The sequence below is a fragment of the Rhizobium lentis genome (genome assembly GCF_017352135.1).
Lineage (GTDB): Bacteria > Pseudomonadota > Alphaproteobacteria > Rhizobiales > Rhizobiaceae > Rhizobium > Rhizobium lentis.
Window position 1 is genome coordinate 1,682,408 of the sequence record NZ_CP071454.1, and the last position, 16,187, is coordinate 1,698,594.

The 16,187-nt window shown below is 60.5% G+C and carries 17 protein-coding genes; 12 read left to right on the forward strand and 5 right to left on the reverse strand.

Annotated features, from left to right (window positions below):
* Positions 1-120: 120 nt before the first annotated feature.
* The 5 genes from mtgA (at position 121) to J0663_RS08090 (ending at position 3,331) form a co-directional block, all read left to right on the forward strand.
* A complete protein-coding gene (gene mtgA, locus J0663_RS08070; protein WP_207243903.1) occupies positions 121-858 on the forward strand; it encodes a monofunctional biosynthetic peptidoglycan transglycosylase in 738 nt (245 codons plus the stop codon).
* A gap of 196 nt (positions 859-1,054) precedes the next feature.
* Positions 1,055-1,777, forward strand: coding sequence for a DUF1868 domain-containing protein (locus J0663_RS08075; RefSeq protein WP_207243904.1), 723 nt, complete (start codon positions 1,055-1,057; stop codon positions 1,775-1,777).
* 13 nt (positions 1,778-1,790) lie between these two features.
* A complete protein-coding gene (locus tag J0663_RS08080; RefSeq protein WP_207243905.1) occupies positions 1,791-2,438 on the forward strand; it encodes a glutathione S-transferase family protein in 648 nt (215 codons plus the stop codon).
* Between the two features lie 156 nt (positions 2,439-2,594).
* Positions 2,595-2,780, forward strand: a complete 186-nt coding sequence (rpmF, locus tag J0663_RS08085) for a 50S ribosomal protein L32 (protein WP_003543812.1) — start codon at positions 2,595-2,597, stop codon at positions 2,778-2,780.
* 143 nt (positions 2,781-2,923) lie between these two features.
* Positions 2,924-3,331: a hypothetical protein gene (locus tag J0663_RS08090; protein WP_207243906.1), complete on the forward strand. Its 408-nt coding sequence runs from the start codon at positions 2,924-2,926 to the stop codon at positions 3,329-3,331.
* On the opposite strand, the gene phaR is transcribed toward J0663_RS08090, so the two are convergent.
* Positions 3,326-3,901, reverse strand: coding sequence for a polyhydroxyalkanoate synthesis repressor PhaR (phaR, locus tag J0663_RS08095; protein WP_207243907.1), 576 nt, complete (start codon positions 3,899-3,901; stop codon positions 3,326-3,328). The genes J0663_RS08090 and phaR overlap by 6 nt on opposite strands.
* A gap of 237 nt (positions 3,902-4,138) precedes the next feature.
* On the opposite strand from phaR, the gene J0663_RS08100 reads away from it, so the two are divergent.
* Both J0663_RS08100 and phbB read left to right on the forward strand, forming a co-directional pair.
* Positions 4,139-5,305 (forward strand): acetyl-CoA C-acetyltransferase, encoded by a 1,167-nt coding sequence (locus J0663_RS08100; RefSeq protein WP_207243908.1) that lies wholly within the window; start codon positions 4,139-4,141, stop codon positions 5,303-5,305.
* A gap of 70 nt (positions 5,306-5,375) precedes the next feature.
* Positions 5,376-6,101 carry a beta-ketoacyl-ACP reductase gene (phbB, locus tag J0663_RS08105; protein ID WP_207243909.1) on the forward strand — a complete coding sequence of 242 codons (726 nt, stop codon included), beginning with the start codon at positions 5,376-5,378 and terminating at the stop codon, positions 6,099-6,101.
* A 138-nt stretch (positions 6,102-6,239) separates the two neighbouring features.
* Here the strand turns inward: phbB and J0663_RS08110 are convergent, their stop codons facing one another.
* The 3 genes from J0663_RS08110 to J0663_RS08120 all read right to left on the reverse strand — a co-directional run bounded on the left by J0663_RS08110 (position 6,240) and on the right by J0663_RS08120 (position 7,020).
* Entirely contained in the window at positions 6,240-6,386 is a 147-nt protein-coding gene (locus J0663_RS08110) for a hypothetical protein (protein ID WP_207243910.1), read from the reverse strand.
* 190 nt (positions 6,387-6,576) lie between these two features.
* The gene (locus J0663_RS08115) at positions 6,577-6,837 is read right to left on the reverse strand and encodes a YMGG-like glycine zipper-containing protein (RefSeq protein ID WP_009991900.1); all 261 of its coding nucleotides are present in this window, start codon (positions 6,835-6,837) and stop codon (positions 6,577-6,579) included.
* A 27-nt stretch (positions 6,838-6,864) separates the two neighbouring features.
* Complete coding sequence (locus J0663_RS08120; RefSeq protein ID WP_003543790.1) at positions 6,865-7,020, reverse strand: DUF3309 family protein; 156 nt, start codon at positions 7,018-7,020, stop codon at positions 6,865-6,867.
* Positions 7,021-7,812: 792 nt separating this feature from the next.
* On the opposite strand from J0663_RS08120, the gene J0663_RS08125 reads away from it, so the two are divergent.
* The 5 genes from J0663_RS08125 to J0663_RS08145 all read left to right on the forward strand — a co-directional run bounded on the left by J0663_RS08125 (position 7,813) and on the right by J0663_RS08145 (position 14,165).
* Positions 7,813-11,022, forward strand: a complete 3,210-nt coding sequence (locus tag J0663_RS08125; RefSeq protein ID WP_207243911.1) for a helicase-related protein — start codon at positions 7,813-7,815, stop codon at positions 11,020-11,022.
* A 2-nt stretch (positions 11,023-11,024) separates the two neighbouring features.
* Positions 11,025-11,429, forward strand: a complete 405-nt coding sequence (locus tag J0663_RS08130; protein ID WP_207243912.1) for an RNA-binding S4 domain-containing protein — start codon at positions 11,025-11,027, stop codon at positions 11,427-11,429.
* Positions 11,430-11,623: 194 nt separating this feature from the next.
* Entirely contained in the window at positions 11,624-11,962 is a 339-nt protein-coding gene (gene fdxA / locus J0663_RS08135; protein WP_207243913.1) for a ferredoxin FdxA, read from the forward strand.
* 393 nt (positions 11,963-12,355) lie between these two features.
* On the forward strand, positions 12,356-12,928 hold the full coding sequence (locus J0663_RS08140; RefSeq protein WP_207243914.1) for a CarD family transcriptional regulator: 573 nt from the start codon (positions 12,356-12,358) through the stop codon (positions 12,926-12,928).
* A gap of 373 nt (positions 12,929-13,301) precedes the next feature.
* Positions 13,302-14,165, forward strand: a complete 864-nt coding sequence (locus J0663_RS08145; protein ID WP_018244054.1) for an RNA polymerase factor sigma-32 — start codon at positions 13,302-13,304, stop codon at positions 14,163-14,165.
* Between the two features lie 95 nt (positions 14,166-14,260).
* On the opposite strand, the gene J0663_RS08150 is transcribed toward J0663_RS08145, so the two are convergent.
* Complete coding sequence (locus tag J0663_RS08150) at positions 14,261-15,805, reverse strand: M48 family metalloprotease (RefSeq protein WP_207243915.1); 1,545 nt, start codon at positions 15,803-15,805, stop codon at positions 14,261-14,263.
* Positions 15,806-16,187: the final 382 nt, after the last annotated feature.

Sequence of the window (16,187 nt, forward strand, 5' to 3'; positions counted from 1 at the left end):
ATGGGGCACCGGGGCTTGCAACGGAATTGTCGATGACCGCCGCAAGATTTCCGATGTGCTCTGGCATATGCGCCTCGCAGGCGTTATGAGAACGAAAGGGAGCGAAATGGGCTAGGGACATTGGATATAGCGCCTGACAGAGAGGATATCGCCGACATGCCGGCCCGTCGGCGATGGTTCGAAAATCGGCCTGCGCTAAAACGCATCGTTCTTGCCTTGCTGGCCGTGCTGATCCTCCCCTACGTGCTGATCTTGCTTTACCTGCTGCCTTTCATCCATCCCGTCTCGACGCTGATGCTGCGCGATCTCGTGCTGCTGCGTGGCTACGACCGCAGATGGGTATCGCTGGATGAAATCTCTCCGGTCCTGGTGCAATCCGTGATGATGTCCGAGGACGGTCAATATTGCTTTCACGGCGGCGTCGATTGGGCGGAGATGCGCATGCTGGTCGAGGATACGCTGAAAGGCCAGGCAACGCGTGGCGGCAGCACGATCCCGATGCAGACAGCGAAGAACCTTTTTCTTTGGAACAGCCGCTCCTTCGTGCGCAAGGCGATGGAGCTTCCGCTCGCCGTCACCACCGATTTCGTCCTGTCGAAGCGGCGGCTGATGGAAATCTATCTTAATATCGCCGAATGGGGTCCCGGCATTTACGGCATCGAGGCGGCGGCCCAGCATCATTTCAAGGTGCCGGCCGCGAAGCTGACGCGCCGCCAGGCCTCGCTGCTTGCCGTCTCGCTGCCGAACCCGATCGACCGCAATGCCGGCAAACCCGGACGAGGCCTCCGCCGGCTTGCCGGCGTCATCGAGCGGCGTGGGCAAGGTTCGGGCGACTACATCAAGTGCATCTATGAATGAGATCAGAGCCTATCGTTAGACACCACCGGAGCGCCGTGCGTCCTCGGACACGCAAACGGCGCTCCAGACCTTTGAAATTTGTACATCGCGCTTCTGAAAGCCCAATCCGATTTCTGGCTGGTGCACCGGCCGTCATCTGACATTCTTGGTTCTGCCATATGGGCGAATGCAGTCCAACCTGAGCCCCGAGTCGCCCATGACCCCCACGACATTTTCTCCCGAGCTTCTTCTTTATTCAAAGACGCACAATCCGAACCCGCCCACCCATCTCGGCAGTCGTTATCGCAAGGCCGGCGGCTTTCTGCCGGAAGCCGGCAATACCGTCGTCTGCCATATCGAGAAAGGTTCGCGGACGCAGACGGTGCTGATTGAGGCGCGGGAGAAATATCTGGTGGTGCCCGAGGCCCAGCAGTTTCTCTTCACGCCGATATCAAGCCTTCACATGACGCTTTTCGAAGGTATCATCGAGACCAGGCGCCGGCCGGAATACTGGCCGAACGATCTCCCGCTCGAGACGCCGGTCGACGACATGACCAAGCTGATGGCGGCGCGGCTCGAAGGTTTTTCGATGACCGACCCCTTCAATGTCGCCATCGTCGAAGCTCGCCCATCGGGTCTGCTTGTCGACGGGGCGACGGAAAAGGACCGCAAGATCATGCGTGCCTGGCGCGATGCCTTTGCCGATCTTCTCGGCTATCGCCAGCCCAACCATGAGGATTACAAATTTCACATCACCTTCGCCTATGCGATTGAACGGCTGGAGGACGAGGCCTTGCCGCGCTGGCAGGCGATGCTCGACGACGTGGCCGAGGATATCCGCCGCAAGGCTCCCGTTTTCGAGTTGACGCCGCCGGCATTCTGCGTGTTCGAGGATATGAACCATTTCCACGAATTGCTGATCTTCGATTTCGACGCCTGAACGGGAGAAGCCCATGGACAGACCGACACTCTACATCGCCAACAAGAACTACTCCTCCTGGTCGTTCCGGCCCTGGATGGCGTTGACGGGCGCCGGCATCGATTTCGAGGAAGTGCTGATCCCCTTCGACTATCCCAGTGGCAATCCCAATATCAAGGCGATTTCACCGACCGGGCGAGTGCCGCTTCTCAAGCACGGCGCATTGAAGATATGGGAGTCGCTGGCGATCATCGAATATGCCGCCGAGCTTTCTCCCGATGCCGGCCTTCTGCCGACAGATCGCGCTGCGCGGGCGCTGGTCCGTTCGGTTTCGATGGAAATGCTTTCGGGTTTCCGGGCGCTCCGCGCCGCCTGCCCGATGAATATCCGCCGGCCAAAAGCCAGGATCGCGCTGCCGGATGGTGTCGAGGACGATATCAGCCGCATCGAAACGCTCTGGCGCGACCTTCTGCAGCAATCCGGCGGGCCGTTTTTGTTTGGAGCGTTCAGCGGCGCGGATGCGATGTTTGCGCCTGTCGTGAACCGGTTCGATGTCTATGATCTCGTCGGCCGGAGCGACACACTGGCTTACATGGAGACCATGAAGGCCCACCCGGCCTGGCGGAAATGGGAAGAAGCGGCCCGCGCCGAGCCCTGGGTCGTGGCGGAAGACGAGGTCTGAGGATCGAATCGCCGACTTCGCAAAAAATACATATGGGGACTGGTCAAGGCCGGCCCTTGCATGTATAAGCGCGCAAAATTTCCGAAATCGCGACATGTCCGTTTCGGCCGCCAGTCTGGCCGTGGGAATGTTTTGCCCGCAAGTGGAGTAAGAAAAATGGCTGTACCGAAGAGAAAAACGAGCCCGTCCAAGCGCGGCATGCGCCGTTCGGCTGACGCACTGAAGGCTCCGACCTATGTCGAAGACAAGAACTCCGGCGAACTGCGTCGCCCGCACCATATCGATCTGAAGACCGGTATGTATCGCGGCCGCCAGGTTCTGACGCCGAAGGAAAGCGCATAATTCCCGATCCGGCTCGGCCGATCGTAAATTTCAAGGCCGGCGTCACGCCGGCCTTTTTGCATTTTGAAGATAATATATTTGCGCTGACTTGCAGTGGGGCGACGGTTTGCGGCAGTATTCTTTCTGCGCCAAGGAGATTGCCGATGATAGCTGCAATGCCGCTGATGATGATCCCGTTTATTCTTTACAATCTGGCGATGCTCGGCCTGATGGGCGACGGCGGCATTCCAGCGCTGCAGCATGACATCATCGTGCTATCGATGCTCTCGGGCGCAATCTGGAGCATGGCGCTCGGCGATCTCTTCATCGTCGTCGCCCTTGTCGTGCTGTTCTTCGAAATCCTGAAGGCCAGCAGAACCGGTTCCGGCAACCTCCTCAACCACATTTTGTCGATGCTGATCTTCATCGCCTTCCTGGTCGAGTTTCTGCTCGTCCGGGACGCCGCGACCCAGGTGTTCTTCATTTTGATGACGATTGCCCTGATCGATGTGATCGGCGGTTTTGCCGTTTCGATCCGGAGCGCCGGGCGGGATGTCTCTATCGGCCTATAGGTTGTCGAGTTTGTTCTGAAGGGCGCGGAGCTGTTCCTTCAGCTCGTCGATGTCCTTGGCCTCGGCCTTGCGGCTTTCCTTCGCCGCCGGCGGCGTCATGAAAGGCGAGAACATCTGCATGGCCTGCTGAAACAGCTCGGTATTGCGGCGCACCTGGTCCTCGACCATCTGCATCGGCAATTGCAGATTCTTGCCGAGCGGCGTCTCGCCGAAGGCGCGGTTCACCTGCTCACGCATCTGGGCCTGCTGTTCGGTGAAGGCGCGCATCGAATGTTCGAGAAAGCTCGGCACGACCATCTGCATCTGATCGCCGTAATAGGTTATGAGCTGGCGTAGAAAGGAGATCGGGAGGAGGGTGTTGCCGGTCTTCGATTCCTGCTCGAAGATGATCTGGGTCAGCACCGAATGGGTGATGTCATCCCCGCTTTTTGCGTCTTGGACGGTAAAGTCTTCGCCCTTCTTCACCATCTCCGCCAGATCTTCCAGCGTCACATAGGTGCTGGTGCCTGTATTGTACAGGCGGCGATTGGCGTATTTCTTGATGACTATCTGACCCTCATTCTTCGCCATATCAGTCTCCTGAACCCCCGCTGATTTCTGGATGTTCCTCCACTTCAGACTGTAAACGCAAAAGAAGCCCGGTGACAATCTATTTGTGCGATGCGGCAAACCTTTAGCAGGTCAAACAAATCGGCTTTGACGGCTGCCGCCGAAAAATGGCGGCAGCCGGTCTTCGCGTTTGACTTGTGCTCAAAGCTTTGCCAGTTTCCCCTTATGTAAGTAAGACGAAAAACGAGGAGCCACCCCATGAGCAATTCATCCGTCGTCATCGCCAGCGCAGGTCGAACCGCAGTCGGCTCGTTCAACGGCGCTTTTGCAACGGTCCCCGCGCACGAACTCGGCGCGGCCGTCATCAAGGGCGCGCTCGCGCGTGCCGGTGTCGATGCCGGCGAGGTGGATGAGGTGATCCTGGGCCAGGTGCTGGCCGCGGGCGAAGGCCAGAACCCGGCCCGCCAGGCGGCGATCAAGGCCGGTATTCCCAAGGAGGCAACGGCCTGGGGCGTAAACCAGCTCTGCGGCTCGGGCCTGCGCGCAGTCGCGCTCGGCATGCAGCAGATTGCCACCGGCGACGCCAGCATCATCGTTGCCGGCGGTCAGGAATCGATGTCGATGGCGCCGCATGCCGCCCATTTGCGCGGCGGCGTCAAGATGGTCGACACGATGATCAAGGACGGCCTGACCGACGCCTTCCATGGCTACCACATGGGCATCACCGCCGAGAATATCGCGCGGCAGTGGCAGCTTTCGCGCGACGATCAGGATCAGTTCGCGGTCGCCTCGCAAAACAAGGCGGAAGCCGCGCAGAAAGCCGGCCGTTTTGCCGACGAGATCATCCCCTACATCATCCAGACGCGTAAGGGCGACGTGACGGTCGATTCCGACGAATATATCCGCCACGGCGCGACGCTGGAGGCGATGGGCAAGCTGCGTCCCGCCTTCGACAAGGACGGCACGGTCACCGCCGCCAATGCCTCCGGCCTCAATGACGGCGCGGCCGCAGCCGTGCTGATGAGCGAAGCGGAGGCCGCCCGGCGCGGCATCCAGCCGCTCGCCCGTATCGTTTCCTGGGCAACCGCTGGCGTCGATCCTTCCATCATGGGCACGGGGCCGATCCCGGCTTCGCGCAAGGCGCTCGAAAAGGCCGGCTGGTCCGTGAACGATCTCGACCTCGTCGAAGCCAACGAGGCCTTCGCGGCACAGGCCTGCGCCGTCAGCAAGGATCTCGGATGGGATCCATCGATCGTCAACGTCAATGGAGGGGCGATCGCGATCGGCCATCCGATCGGCGCCTCCGGCGCGCGCATCCTCAACACGCTGCTGTTCGAGATGAAGCGCCGCAGCGCGAAGAAAGGCCTCGCCACGCTTTGCATCGGCGGCGGCATGGGCGTCGCCATGTGCTTTGAAGCACTTTAAACAGCATACGATCCATCATTGATTGAAAAGCCCGTCGCGAGGCGGGCGAATAACAACAGGGGAGTGGAACATGAGCAGAGTGGCTCTGGTCACCGGAGGTACGCGTGGCATCGGCGCAGCAATATCCATGGCGCTGAAGAACGCCGGATACAGGGTTGCGGCCACCTATGCTGGCAATGACGAGAAGGCCAGGGCCTTCCACGATGTTACCGGCGTTGCGGTGTTCAAATGGGATGTGTCGGACTATGGTGCGTGCGGCGAGGGTATCGCCAGGGTCGAAAGCGAGATCGGGCCGGTCGAAATCCTCGTCAACAATGCCGGCATCACCCGCGATGCGATGTTCCACAAGATGACGCCGCAGCAATGGCACGAGGTGATCAACACCAATCTCACCGGCCTCTTCAACATGACACATCAGGTCTGGACCGGCATGCGCGATCGCAGCTTCGGCCGCATCGTCAACATCTCGTCAATCAACGGCCAAAAGGGCCAGATGGGTCAGGCGAACTATTCGGCGGCCAAGGCCGGCGATCTCGGCTTTACCAAGGCGCTAGCCCAGGAAGGGGCAGCGAAAAACATCACCGTCAATGCCATCTGCCCCGGATATATCGGAACGGAAATGGTGCTCGCCGTACCGGAGAAAGTGCTGAACGAGCGCATTATTCCGCAGATCCCCGTCGGTCGTCTCGGCGAACCGGAAGAGATCGCGCGCTGCGTTACCTTCCTTGTATCCGACGATGCCGGCTTCATCACCGGTTCGACGCTGACGGCCAATGGCGGGCAGTTCTTCGTTTAACGCGACGAAAATTCCACGAACTTGAAGCAATGGCGTCTCCTGCGGAGGCGCCATTGCCTGTTTATTGGCTCGTCGGGTGACGTAAGTAGCGCCTCTCAAGCGGATCCTTCGCTGTTCTCCGACAAGTCAGAAGGGGCGTTAGGTATTGCGATGCCGCGACGCGCGGACCTTGACCGGCACTTTCCGTATCGAGCGACCTTCACCGCGAAGAGCTGTGATTGCGGTTGCCACGAACGCCGAGCCGATGAGAATCGCGACGGCGGAATTCAAGACAATCTGATCCATGGAAGTATTCCTTTCGGTGCGCCGGAGCGATGTTGCCTGCTCCGCGCTCACGAAGGAAATATGCGCCGGCCGAACGGGCGCCGGTAGGTTTGACTTTCGCGACCGACTGTCAACGCCATATTGACAGGCCCGACGGCAAAGAAAAACGGGCGCATAAGCGCCCGTTGGGAGTCCGATATGCTGCTGCTGATCAGTAACGGCACCGAGCCTCGTAGCGGCGGCCGTAGCGGTCGCGATAGATGCAGTAGCCGCGCCGTTCGACCGACTGGCCGATGAGAGCGCCGGTCAGACCGCCGGCAACGGCGCCGACAGCGGCACCACCCCAGCTGTTGGTGACGGCACCGCCGATGACCGCACCGGTGCCGGCGCCGATCGCCGTGCCCTGCTCGGTCGCCGTGCAGGATGCGAGAGCGCCAACCAGCGCGCCGATAAGAACAATCTTCTTCATCATGTCGTAACTCCCCAGGTTTGTTGGCCTTTAGATGCGGCCCATGAGTACAAGGATGATAATAATGACGAGAACTAGCCCCAAACCGCCGGAAGGTCCATAGCCCCAACCGCGGCTGTAGCCCCAATTCGGCAAGGCTCCGATTAAGAGCAGAATGAGGATAACCAGAAGTATAGTGCCAAGCATGAGGTGTTCCCTTCATTCATCCGCATTTCGATGGACAAGAAACACGCATTGGCGATTTTTGTTCCCGGTTCGGTATTGGAAATGTGGCGCGATCTGGTCCTCGTCACCTCGGAAAATTGTTGGCATGGTAAAAAAATATTTTAAATACAATATGTTGTGGTGAACAAAGCGGGAAAGCCGCGATGTCGCCGATTCGTCAGCGATTCGTTCCCTGTATGATCGACGCACCGACATTGGGTCTCCGACTTAACGTCTTCTGAATCCACCTTTTCCAAGATTAATGCCGATGCGGGGACGCGGGAGGAGGAGATCCTATGGCGATCCGCATCTAGCGCATCGGCGCTGCTTTGCCACCAGATATGGCCGTGAACGAAAGGCGAAAACGAAATGGTCAGCGATTCGTCTCCGATTCGTTCCGGCTTTGGTCGACAAGTTAATTTCGGCGCAATTTTCAATTGCCGACAATCAGTCGGAAGGGAGCCGATGGCGACAGCGAAAATGCCAACGGGCGGAAGGGTCGTGATTCAGCATCTAGTGGGAAAAAGTGATTCAAAATCAATACTTAGCCGTGAACAAAAGCTGAATCAGCGGGAGTCAGCGATTCGTCGCTGATTCGTTCTCACGCTGTTCCGAATCATCTCTACGGACGTTCTGCGGGACTCGCAAAGGTCGTAATCTCAGGTGCATTTTGAAATCTGCCCTTGCGTTTGCGGCGGCAGCTGTCCATGTGTTCTCTAGCTTCCATCGAGGAGCCGAGATTTCCCTGGGGCGCCCGCCTCGTTTGCATGGACCATGACTCTGACTTCGCAGCCGATGATTCTGAGCGGGCGCGGTGTGACCGCGGTGCTCGGACCGACAAATACCGGCAAGACCCATTATGCCATCGAGCGCATGGTCGCACACGGGACCGGCGTGATCGGCCTGCCGCTCAGGCTGCTGGCGCGCGAGGTCTATACGCGGGTGGTAGAGAAGGTCGGCTTGCAGCACGTGGCGCTGGTCACCGGCGAGGAAAAAATTTCGCCGCCCAACGCACGTTTTTCCGTCTGCACCGTCGAAGCAATGCCGCGCGAGACCAAGGCTGCCTTCGTTGCGATCGACGAGGTGCAGCTCGCCGGCGATCTTGAGCGCGGCCATATCTTCACTGACCGCATCCTGCATCTTCGCGGCCGTGATGAAACGCTGCTGTTGGGTGCTGCGACGATGCGGCCGATCCTGCAGCACATCCTGCCCGGCATCACGATCGTCGAGCGGCCGCGGCTTTCGCATCTCCTTTACGCCGGGCAGAAGAAGATCACCCGGCTGCCGCAGCGCTCGGCCATCGTCGCTTTTTCCGCCGACGAGGTCTATGCCATCGCCGAGCTCATCCGCCGCCAGCGCGGCGGCGCGGCTGTCGTGCTGGGGGCTTTGAGCCCGCGCACCCGCAATGCGCAGGTCGCGCTGTATCAGGCGGGCGACGTCGAATATCTGGTGGCAACGGATGCGATCGGCATGGGCCTCAATCTCGATGTCGATCACGTCGCCTTCGCCCAGGACCGCAAATTCGATGGCTACCAGTTCCGTAATCTCAATCCAGCCGAACTCGGCCAGATCGCCGGACGTGCGGGACGGCACGTGCGCGACGGAACCTTCGGTGTGACCGGGCAGGTCTCCCCCTTTGACGATGAGCTGGTGCAGCACATCGAAGGGCACGAGTTCGACAACGTCAAAGTCTTGCAGTGGCGCACGACCGAGATGGACTTCTCCTCGATCCAGTCGCTTCGCGCCAGCCTCGAGGCCGGACCGCGCGTGCCGGGGCTGACGAGGGCGCTGCCCGCGGTCGACCAGCAGGCGCTCGAGCAGCTTTCGCGCTATCCCGAGGTCATCGATCTCGCCGACAGACCGGCGCGCGTCGAAAAACTCTGGGAGGCTTGCGCGCTTCCCGACTACCGGCGTATCACACCGGCACAACATGCCGATCTTATCTCGACCCTCTTTTCCGATCTCGTCCGCTATGGCACGGTGAACGAGCAGTTTCTCGCGGAGCAGGTTCATCGCTCCGATCGAACAGATGGGGAAATTGACACGCTTTCGGCGCGAATCGCGCAGATAAGGACCTGGACCTACGTTTCGAATCGGCCCGGCTGGCTTGCCGATCCGACACATTGGCAGGAAAAGACGCGGGAAATCGAAGATCGATTGTCCGATGCGTTACATGAGAGGTTGACGAAACGCTTTGTTGATCGCAGGACATCTGTGCTCATGAAGCGCCTGAGAGAGAATGCGATGCTGGAAGCTGAAATCAGTGTGAATGGCGATGTCTTCGTTGAAGGACATCATGTAGGGCAATTGAGCGGATTCCGTTTCACGCCGGTGGCGGGAACGGACGGACCGGATGCCAAGGCGGTTCAGGCTGCGTCGCAGAAGGCGCTCGCGCTTGAATTTGAAGCCCGCGCAGCCCGGATGCATGCTGCCGGCAACAGCGACCTGGCCATCGGGTCGGATGGGTTGATCCGTTGGCTGGGCGATCCGGTGGCGCGGCTTTCGGGCAGCGATCACGTCATGCGTCCGCGCGTGATTCTGCTCGCCGACGAGCAGTTGACGGGCAATGCCCGCGATCACGTTGCCGCCCGCATCGAGCGCTTCGTCAATCATCACATCAGCACGGTATTGAAGCCGCTCGACGATCTGTCGCGCGCCGAGGACCTGCAGGGTCTCGCCAAGGGCCTCGCCTTCCAGCTCGTCGAGAATCTCGGCGTGCTCTTCCGCCGCGACGTCACCGAGGAGGTGAAGTCGCTGGATCAGGAGGCCCGCGCCTCCATGCGCCGTTATGGCGTGCGTTTCGGCGCCTACCATATCTTCGTTCCCGCGCTTCTGAAGCCGGCGCCGGCCGAACTGATCACGCTGCTCTGGGCACTAAAGAACGACGGTCTCGACAAGCCGGGCTACGGCGATCTTATTCCCGTGCTTGCCGCCGGCCGCACCTCGGTCGTCACCGATCCGAGTTTCGAGCGGATGTTCTACAAGCTCGCCGGCTTCCGTTTCCTCGGCAAGCGCGCCGTGCGCATCGACATCCTGGAACGGCTGGCCGACATCATCCGCCCGCTGCTGCAATGGAAGCCGGGTCAGACCAACCGCCCGGAAGGTGCCTATGACGGCCGCCGCTTCACCACGACGACGGCGATGCTGTCGATCCTCGGTGCAACGCTCGAGGACATGGAAGAAATCCTCAAGGGTCTCGGCTATCGCGCCGATGCCGTGAAGGCGGAAGAGGCGTCGGCGCACCTCGCCGCGCAGGATGCGGCTTCGGCGCCTGCCGCCGCCGCGCAGACGCCCGCGGAAGAGTCGGCCGACAATGCCGATCACGACGATGCCGACGCGGCAGCCGAAGAGACGGCTTCCGAACCGCCGGCAGCCGAGGCGGCTGTCGAAACAGCCGTGGCGGAAACGGTCCCGGCCCACTCTTCGGCAGAAGTGATCGAAGCAGCCGCGCCGGCTCCGGCAGAAGCGGTGTCCGCGTCCGAGGCAACGGTGTCCGCACCGGGGGAAGCCGGCGAGCCGGTGGAACCGAAGCCGGTTCTCCTGTGGCGTCTCGGCGGTCGCAACGACAATCAGCGCCAGGCGCGCGGCGGGCATGGCGAACGCCGTGGCGGCCAGAACCACGAGCGCGGTGATCGCAATCGCCGGCCGGCCGGTGAAGGCGGCGACGGCAATCGCGGCGGTGACGGCCGCGACAACAATCGCCACAACCGCGGCAAGGACGGCGGCGGTCGCGACGGCGGCCGGCCGCAGCAGGCGAGGGGCGACCGCGACAGCCAACCGCGGGGCGATCAGCCGCGCGGCGACCGGCAGGATCGGGGCGACCGCAAGGATCGCGGCGAGCGCAATGACCGCAACGACCGCAACAATAATCGCGGCGCGCAGCCGCTGCGCTTCGAGGCCAAGCCGCCGCGCAAGGAGAAGCCGATCGATCCGGATTCGCCTTTCGCCAAGCTCGCAGCTCTCAAGGAACAGATGAAGAAATAATCATGAGCGGGGAGACACAGCCGGCAAGCGGTTCGCGCCAGCGCATCGACAAGTGGCTGTTCTTCACGCGCATGGTTAAGTCGCGCTCGCTGGCGCAGAGCCATGTCCAGTCGGGGCACGTGCGCATCAATGGCGAACGCTGCAGTCATCCGAGCCAGATGATCAAGCCGGGAGACCGTATCGAGCTGACTTTGGAGCGGCGCGATGTCGTTCTCATCGTCCGTCTTGCCGGTGAACGGCGGGGTCCCTACGAGGAGGCCCGCCTGCTCTACGAGGACCTGTCGCCGCCGCCGGATGAGACAAAACGTCTCACGCCCTACGAGCAGGCGATCCGGGCGACCGGTGCCGGTCGTCCGACCAAAAAAGAAAGACGCGCAATCGACAGGCTGATGTCGGACGAGGATTAGAAAACTCTGTCTGCGGCAGCGGCATTTGCAGATCGTTTGTCCTTGAAATCCGGCGCCAAAGCCGATACGTCACTGACAACCTGCCGGAAGCGTGCTTGCCTCCCAAGCCTGTCCACGCTTTTCGTCCGGCAAGGGGATAGGCGCGACGTTCCAGGTTGCCCGGCCCCAACCGCATGGAAATCCTGGAGTTCTTCATGACCTATGTCGTGACCGACAATTGCATCAAGTGCAAATACACCGATTGCGTGGAAGTCTGCCCTGTCGACTGCTTTTATGAAGGCGAGAATTTCCTCGTCATCCATCCCGACGAATGCATCGATTGCGGCGTCTGCGAGCCCGAATGTCCCGCCGAGGCGATCAAGCCAGATACCGAGCCGGGCCTGGACAAGTGGCTGAAGATCAACACCGAATATGCCAGCATTTGGCCGAATATCACGGTCAAGAAGGACCCGCTGCCGGAGGCCAAGGACATGGACGGTCAGACCGGAAAATTCGAGAAATATTTCTCCGAAAAACCTGGTTCCGGCGATTGAGACAGCTGCCGGATTTGACCGCCGGATTCGGGGCGGCAACGCGGTGAAACGTTTTAAATCCTGCGCGTGGCATATGGGTGATCTGTGTTGCCCGCATGGCTCATGCGAACCAAATTATTGATTTCCTCATATTTTTGTGATAGGTTTCGCCTACTGTTCCATTTGTGGCATGACGCATGCCCAAAACCATCACGAAAGCAAAACAAATCCGTACGCGGTTTCCGTGACATATCAACGCTTTGAGCGCCGGGTCCCAAGATCGCGCGCAAGAAGTCTTTGCTTTTGCCTGATGGGACCAGAGTGAAGTCACCCGACGGATCCACCGTCTCAACCGGGCCTGACTGACCCGGCTCCGGCCGCCGCCGGAAGCGTAACAGGGAGTTTTTGAATAGAATGACGACTCAGCAGAAAAAGCCTTCTACAGCACGTCACGGCTTCAAGACCGGTGAATCGATCGTCTACCCCGCTCACGGCGTCGGTACCATCACCGCTATCGAAGAGCAAGAAGTTGCCGGCATGAAGCTCGAACTTTTCGTGATCGATTTCGAGAAAGACAAGATGCGCCTGAAGGTTCCGGTCGCGAAGGCGATGAGCATCGGCATGCGCAAGCTTTCGGAAACGGATTTCGTCGATCGTGCTTTGAAGGTTGTGCAGGGCAAGGCGCGCGTCAAGCGCACCATGTGGTCCCGCCGTGCCCAGGAATATGATGCCAAGATCAATTCGGGCGATCTGATTTCCATCGCTGAAGTCGTGCGTGATCTCTATCGCGCAGAAAACCAGCCCGAGCAGTCCTATTCCGAGCGCCAGCTCTACGAGGCTGCGCTCGATCGCATGGCGCGCGAAATCGCCGCAGTCAACAAGATGTCGGAAACCGAAGCCGTTCGCCTCGTCGAGACCAACCTCAACAAGGGCCCGAAGCGCGGCAAGACCATCGAAGAAGACGATTCGCAGGACGAAGCCGCATAAGGCAAGCCTGTTTTTCCAATAAAAAACCCGGCCTCCGTGCCGGGTTTTTTATTGGAACTTTTTCCCGGCTGCCGCGTTTACCCCATGTAATTGCGGACTGCTCGTCGAGCGCTGGCTCGTCGGGCGAACTGCCATTCCATCAATGTTCGTGAGGAGCGGATCATGCCTTTTCAATATTGCCCATTCGGCAACGTGAAAAAACAGGTCCAACCCTGCCGTCTTAGCGGCACCTGATGAGAGATAGGGCCTCCCCGTGAAAAGTCCAGGGGAGGTCTTTATGCATTCGGAACCCCATTCAGTCCGGGCAGTGATGTTCCGGAAGATGAGTTTTATTGTTCATTTTGAGGGCGAAGGCCTGTTTCGGGAGATCGAAATGAAGAACATGTCTGCAGATCGGCGCATGATCAAAATCGCGATGGCCGCCCCCTATCTCGCCCGTCAGGAAGAGCACGATCTCGCCACCCGCTGGAAAGATCACGATGACCGCGGTGCGCGCAACCAGATCGCCATGGCGCATATGCGCCTCGTTATTTCCATGGCCGGCAAGTTCCGCAATTTCGGTCTGCCGATGAGCGACCTCGTGCAAGAGGGCTATGTCGGCCTGCTGGAAGCCGCCGCGCGTTTCGAACCGGAACGTGACGTGCGCTTTTCGACCTATGCCAGCTGGTGGATCAGGGCTTCGATCCAGGACTATATCCTGCGCAACTGGTCGATCGTGCGTGGCGGCACGAGCTCGGCGCAAAAGGCGCTGTTCTTCAATCTGCGTCGCCTGCGCGCCAAGCTCGCCAAGGGCGATACGCAATTGACGCTGCAATCCATTCATCAGGAGATCGCCGCGGCCCTCGGCGTCAGCCTCGCCGACGTTCAGACCATGGATGCCAGATTGTCCGGCAACGACGCTTCGCTTCAGGCGCCTTCGGTCTCCGGCGACGCCGAGAGCGCGGAGAAGATGGATTTCCTCGTCAGCGATGATCCTCTGCCGGACGAGCAGGTATCCAACATGATCGACGGCGAGCGCCGCCGCGTCTGGCTCGCCTCGGCGCTCAAACATCTCAACGAACGCGAAATGAAGATCATCAGCGCCCGGCGCCTGGCGGAAGACGGCGCCACGCTGGAAGAGCTCGGCGCCGATCTCGGCATTTCCAAGGAGCGCGTGCGCCAGATCGAAAGCCGGGCGATGGAAAAGCTACGCAGCGCGCTGGTCAGCGCCGACCCGCACATGGCGGCCTACGCCTAACAGACGTTGCCCGGCGCGTCCTCGAACACGCGCGGCGCCGTCAAGACCATTTTCCTCCAGCAGCACAAACTCGCCCGGTGTAAGCCGGGCCCCTTTTATTCGGCAATGATCTTGACGCGATCGCCGGGTGAAACGGCGGCACCCATGGGCAGGGCGTTGATGAGCTTGAAGAGGTCGAGCTTGCGGTCGGTGCCCATCATGCGGGCGGCAAGCGTCGAAATGTTCTCGCCGGGCCGGACGGTGACGACACGAATGCGCAGCGGTTTCAGCGAGGTGGCCTCCGCCGGGGTCATGCGCCGGAAACTTGCGCGCAGAACATTGGCCGTCGGCTCGAGGGCATCGCTGCCTTTCGGCACGGCGGTCAGGAAACGGAAGATCTGCGCATTGTTGCGGATGACGGTGACGTCGAAATCCCAGCGGTCGGCACTTGCGCGCGCCGTGGCTGCCTCCATGCCGTTGACGGTGATCTGCTGAATGGTCGACGGGTCGAGGCCGGTCACCCAGCCGCTGGAGATATAGTTGGTGAGGCTCTGGTTCTGGTTATCGGCGACGCCATCGAAGCGGACGGCGATGTCGTTCGGGCCGGTGGCCATCACGGCTTCGACCTTATTGTCGATGTGAAACTCGGCCGGGACATCGAAGCGGATACCGAGGCCGCCGTGCAGGAAGGTCTGGCCGCGGACATAGCCTTCTTCCGGGCTGTCGCCGTAGAGCAGGCCGTCAATGCCGTCGAGATAATAGTCACGGCCCTTGTCTCCGACCGACCCTTCCTGGCCGAAGGCGCGCGCATGGGTGCGGGCAAGGTCGATGCGCTGGGCGGAATTCGGATGGCTCGAGAGGAAGTCCAGGCTCTGGTCGGCTTCGGGATCGACCGACATGAAACGGCTGTAGGCCGCCATGGAGTCGAGGAAGCGGGCGGCGGCATAGGGATCGTAGCCGGCTTCGCCGAGCATGCGCACGCCGATGACATCGGCCTGCAGCTCCTGCTGGCGGGAGAAGGCGGCGAGCCTGAGCTTGCCGCGGGCGAGCGCCTGTTTGCCGGCGATATCGCTGGAGAGGACCTCGGCGACGACGCGGCTGGCGATGACCTCCGCTTCTTCGCGCTTCTGCCGCTCGATGCCGTGGTTTGCCGTCACATGGCCCATTTCGTGCGACAACACCGCGGCGACTTCCGAGGCGTCGTTGGCAAGGGCGAGCAGGCCGCGCGTGACGTAGAGGTAACCGCCTGGCAGCGCAAAGGCGTTGATGGCAGGCGAGTTCAGGATGGTGATACGGTAGGACTGGCTCGGATTTTCCGACACCGCCGTCAGTGCGCCGGCGATGCGGGCGACGAGACGCTCGGTCTTGGCATCCTTGTATTCGCCGCCGTAGCTTGCCACGATGCGCGGATGCTCGCGGGCGCCCATCGCCGCACGCGGGTCGTTCTTCTGCACCTCGTCGACGATCTGTGGATTGGAAGAAGGCGAGATGCTCGGCTGGTAGGATTGTTCGATCAGCGATTGACACCCGTTCAACGCCATGGCGACGGCCGAAAGCAACACCAGGCGACGGGCGAAGCGGCGCGGCGCGGAAATGGCATCACTGGAAAGCGCGGGCGATTTCCACGTCGTCAAGCTGTCCAGTCTGGTTCTCCGCATCATGTCGCTGTTTTGCCGGTTTGCCGCAGATTGGGACCGGCCTTGGCAAGGGGAACTCAACAGGGTGCGCACCCCTATTTCGCGCTGCACGCTAGGCCGATACAAGTCGTTGCTGTAGCTGATTTACGCATCGGTTGCATAGCGAGACTCTGTTTAATTGTGGCGCCGTTGCATTTTAGCAAGCCTCAGGCGTTGAGGCCTCCCTTCGCTCGGATGAAATTATGGCGAAAGTTCCGTCAAGCAGCGGAGATTTGTCGGCGGCGCGGAAAAAGAACGGGCTGATTGAGGCGACTGGCCGAGAGTGGCGGCGATGCGGGAAAATCGCAGCTCCTGATTGTTCTCCCATAAGGGAGCGCGTGCTGGTCACGCATTCCCGCGATACTAT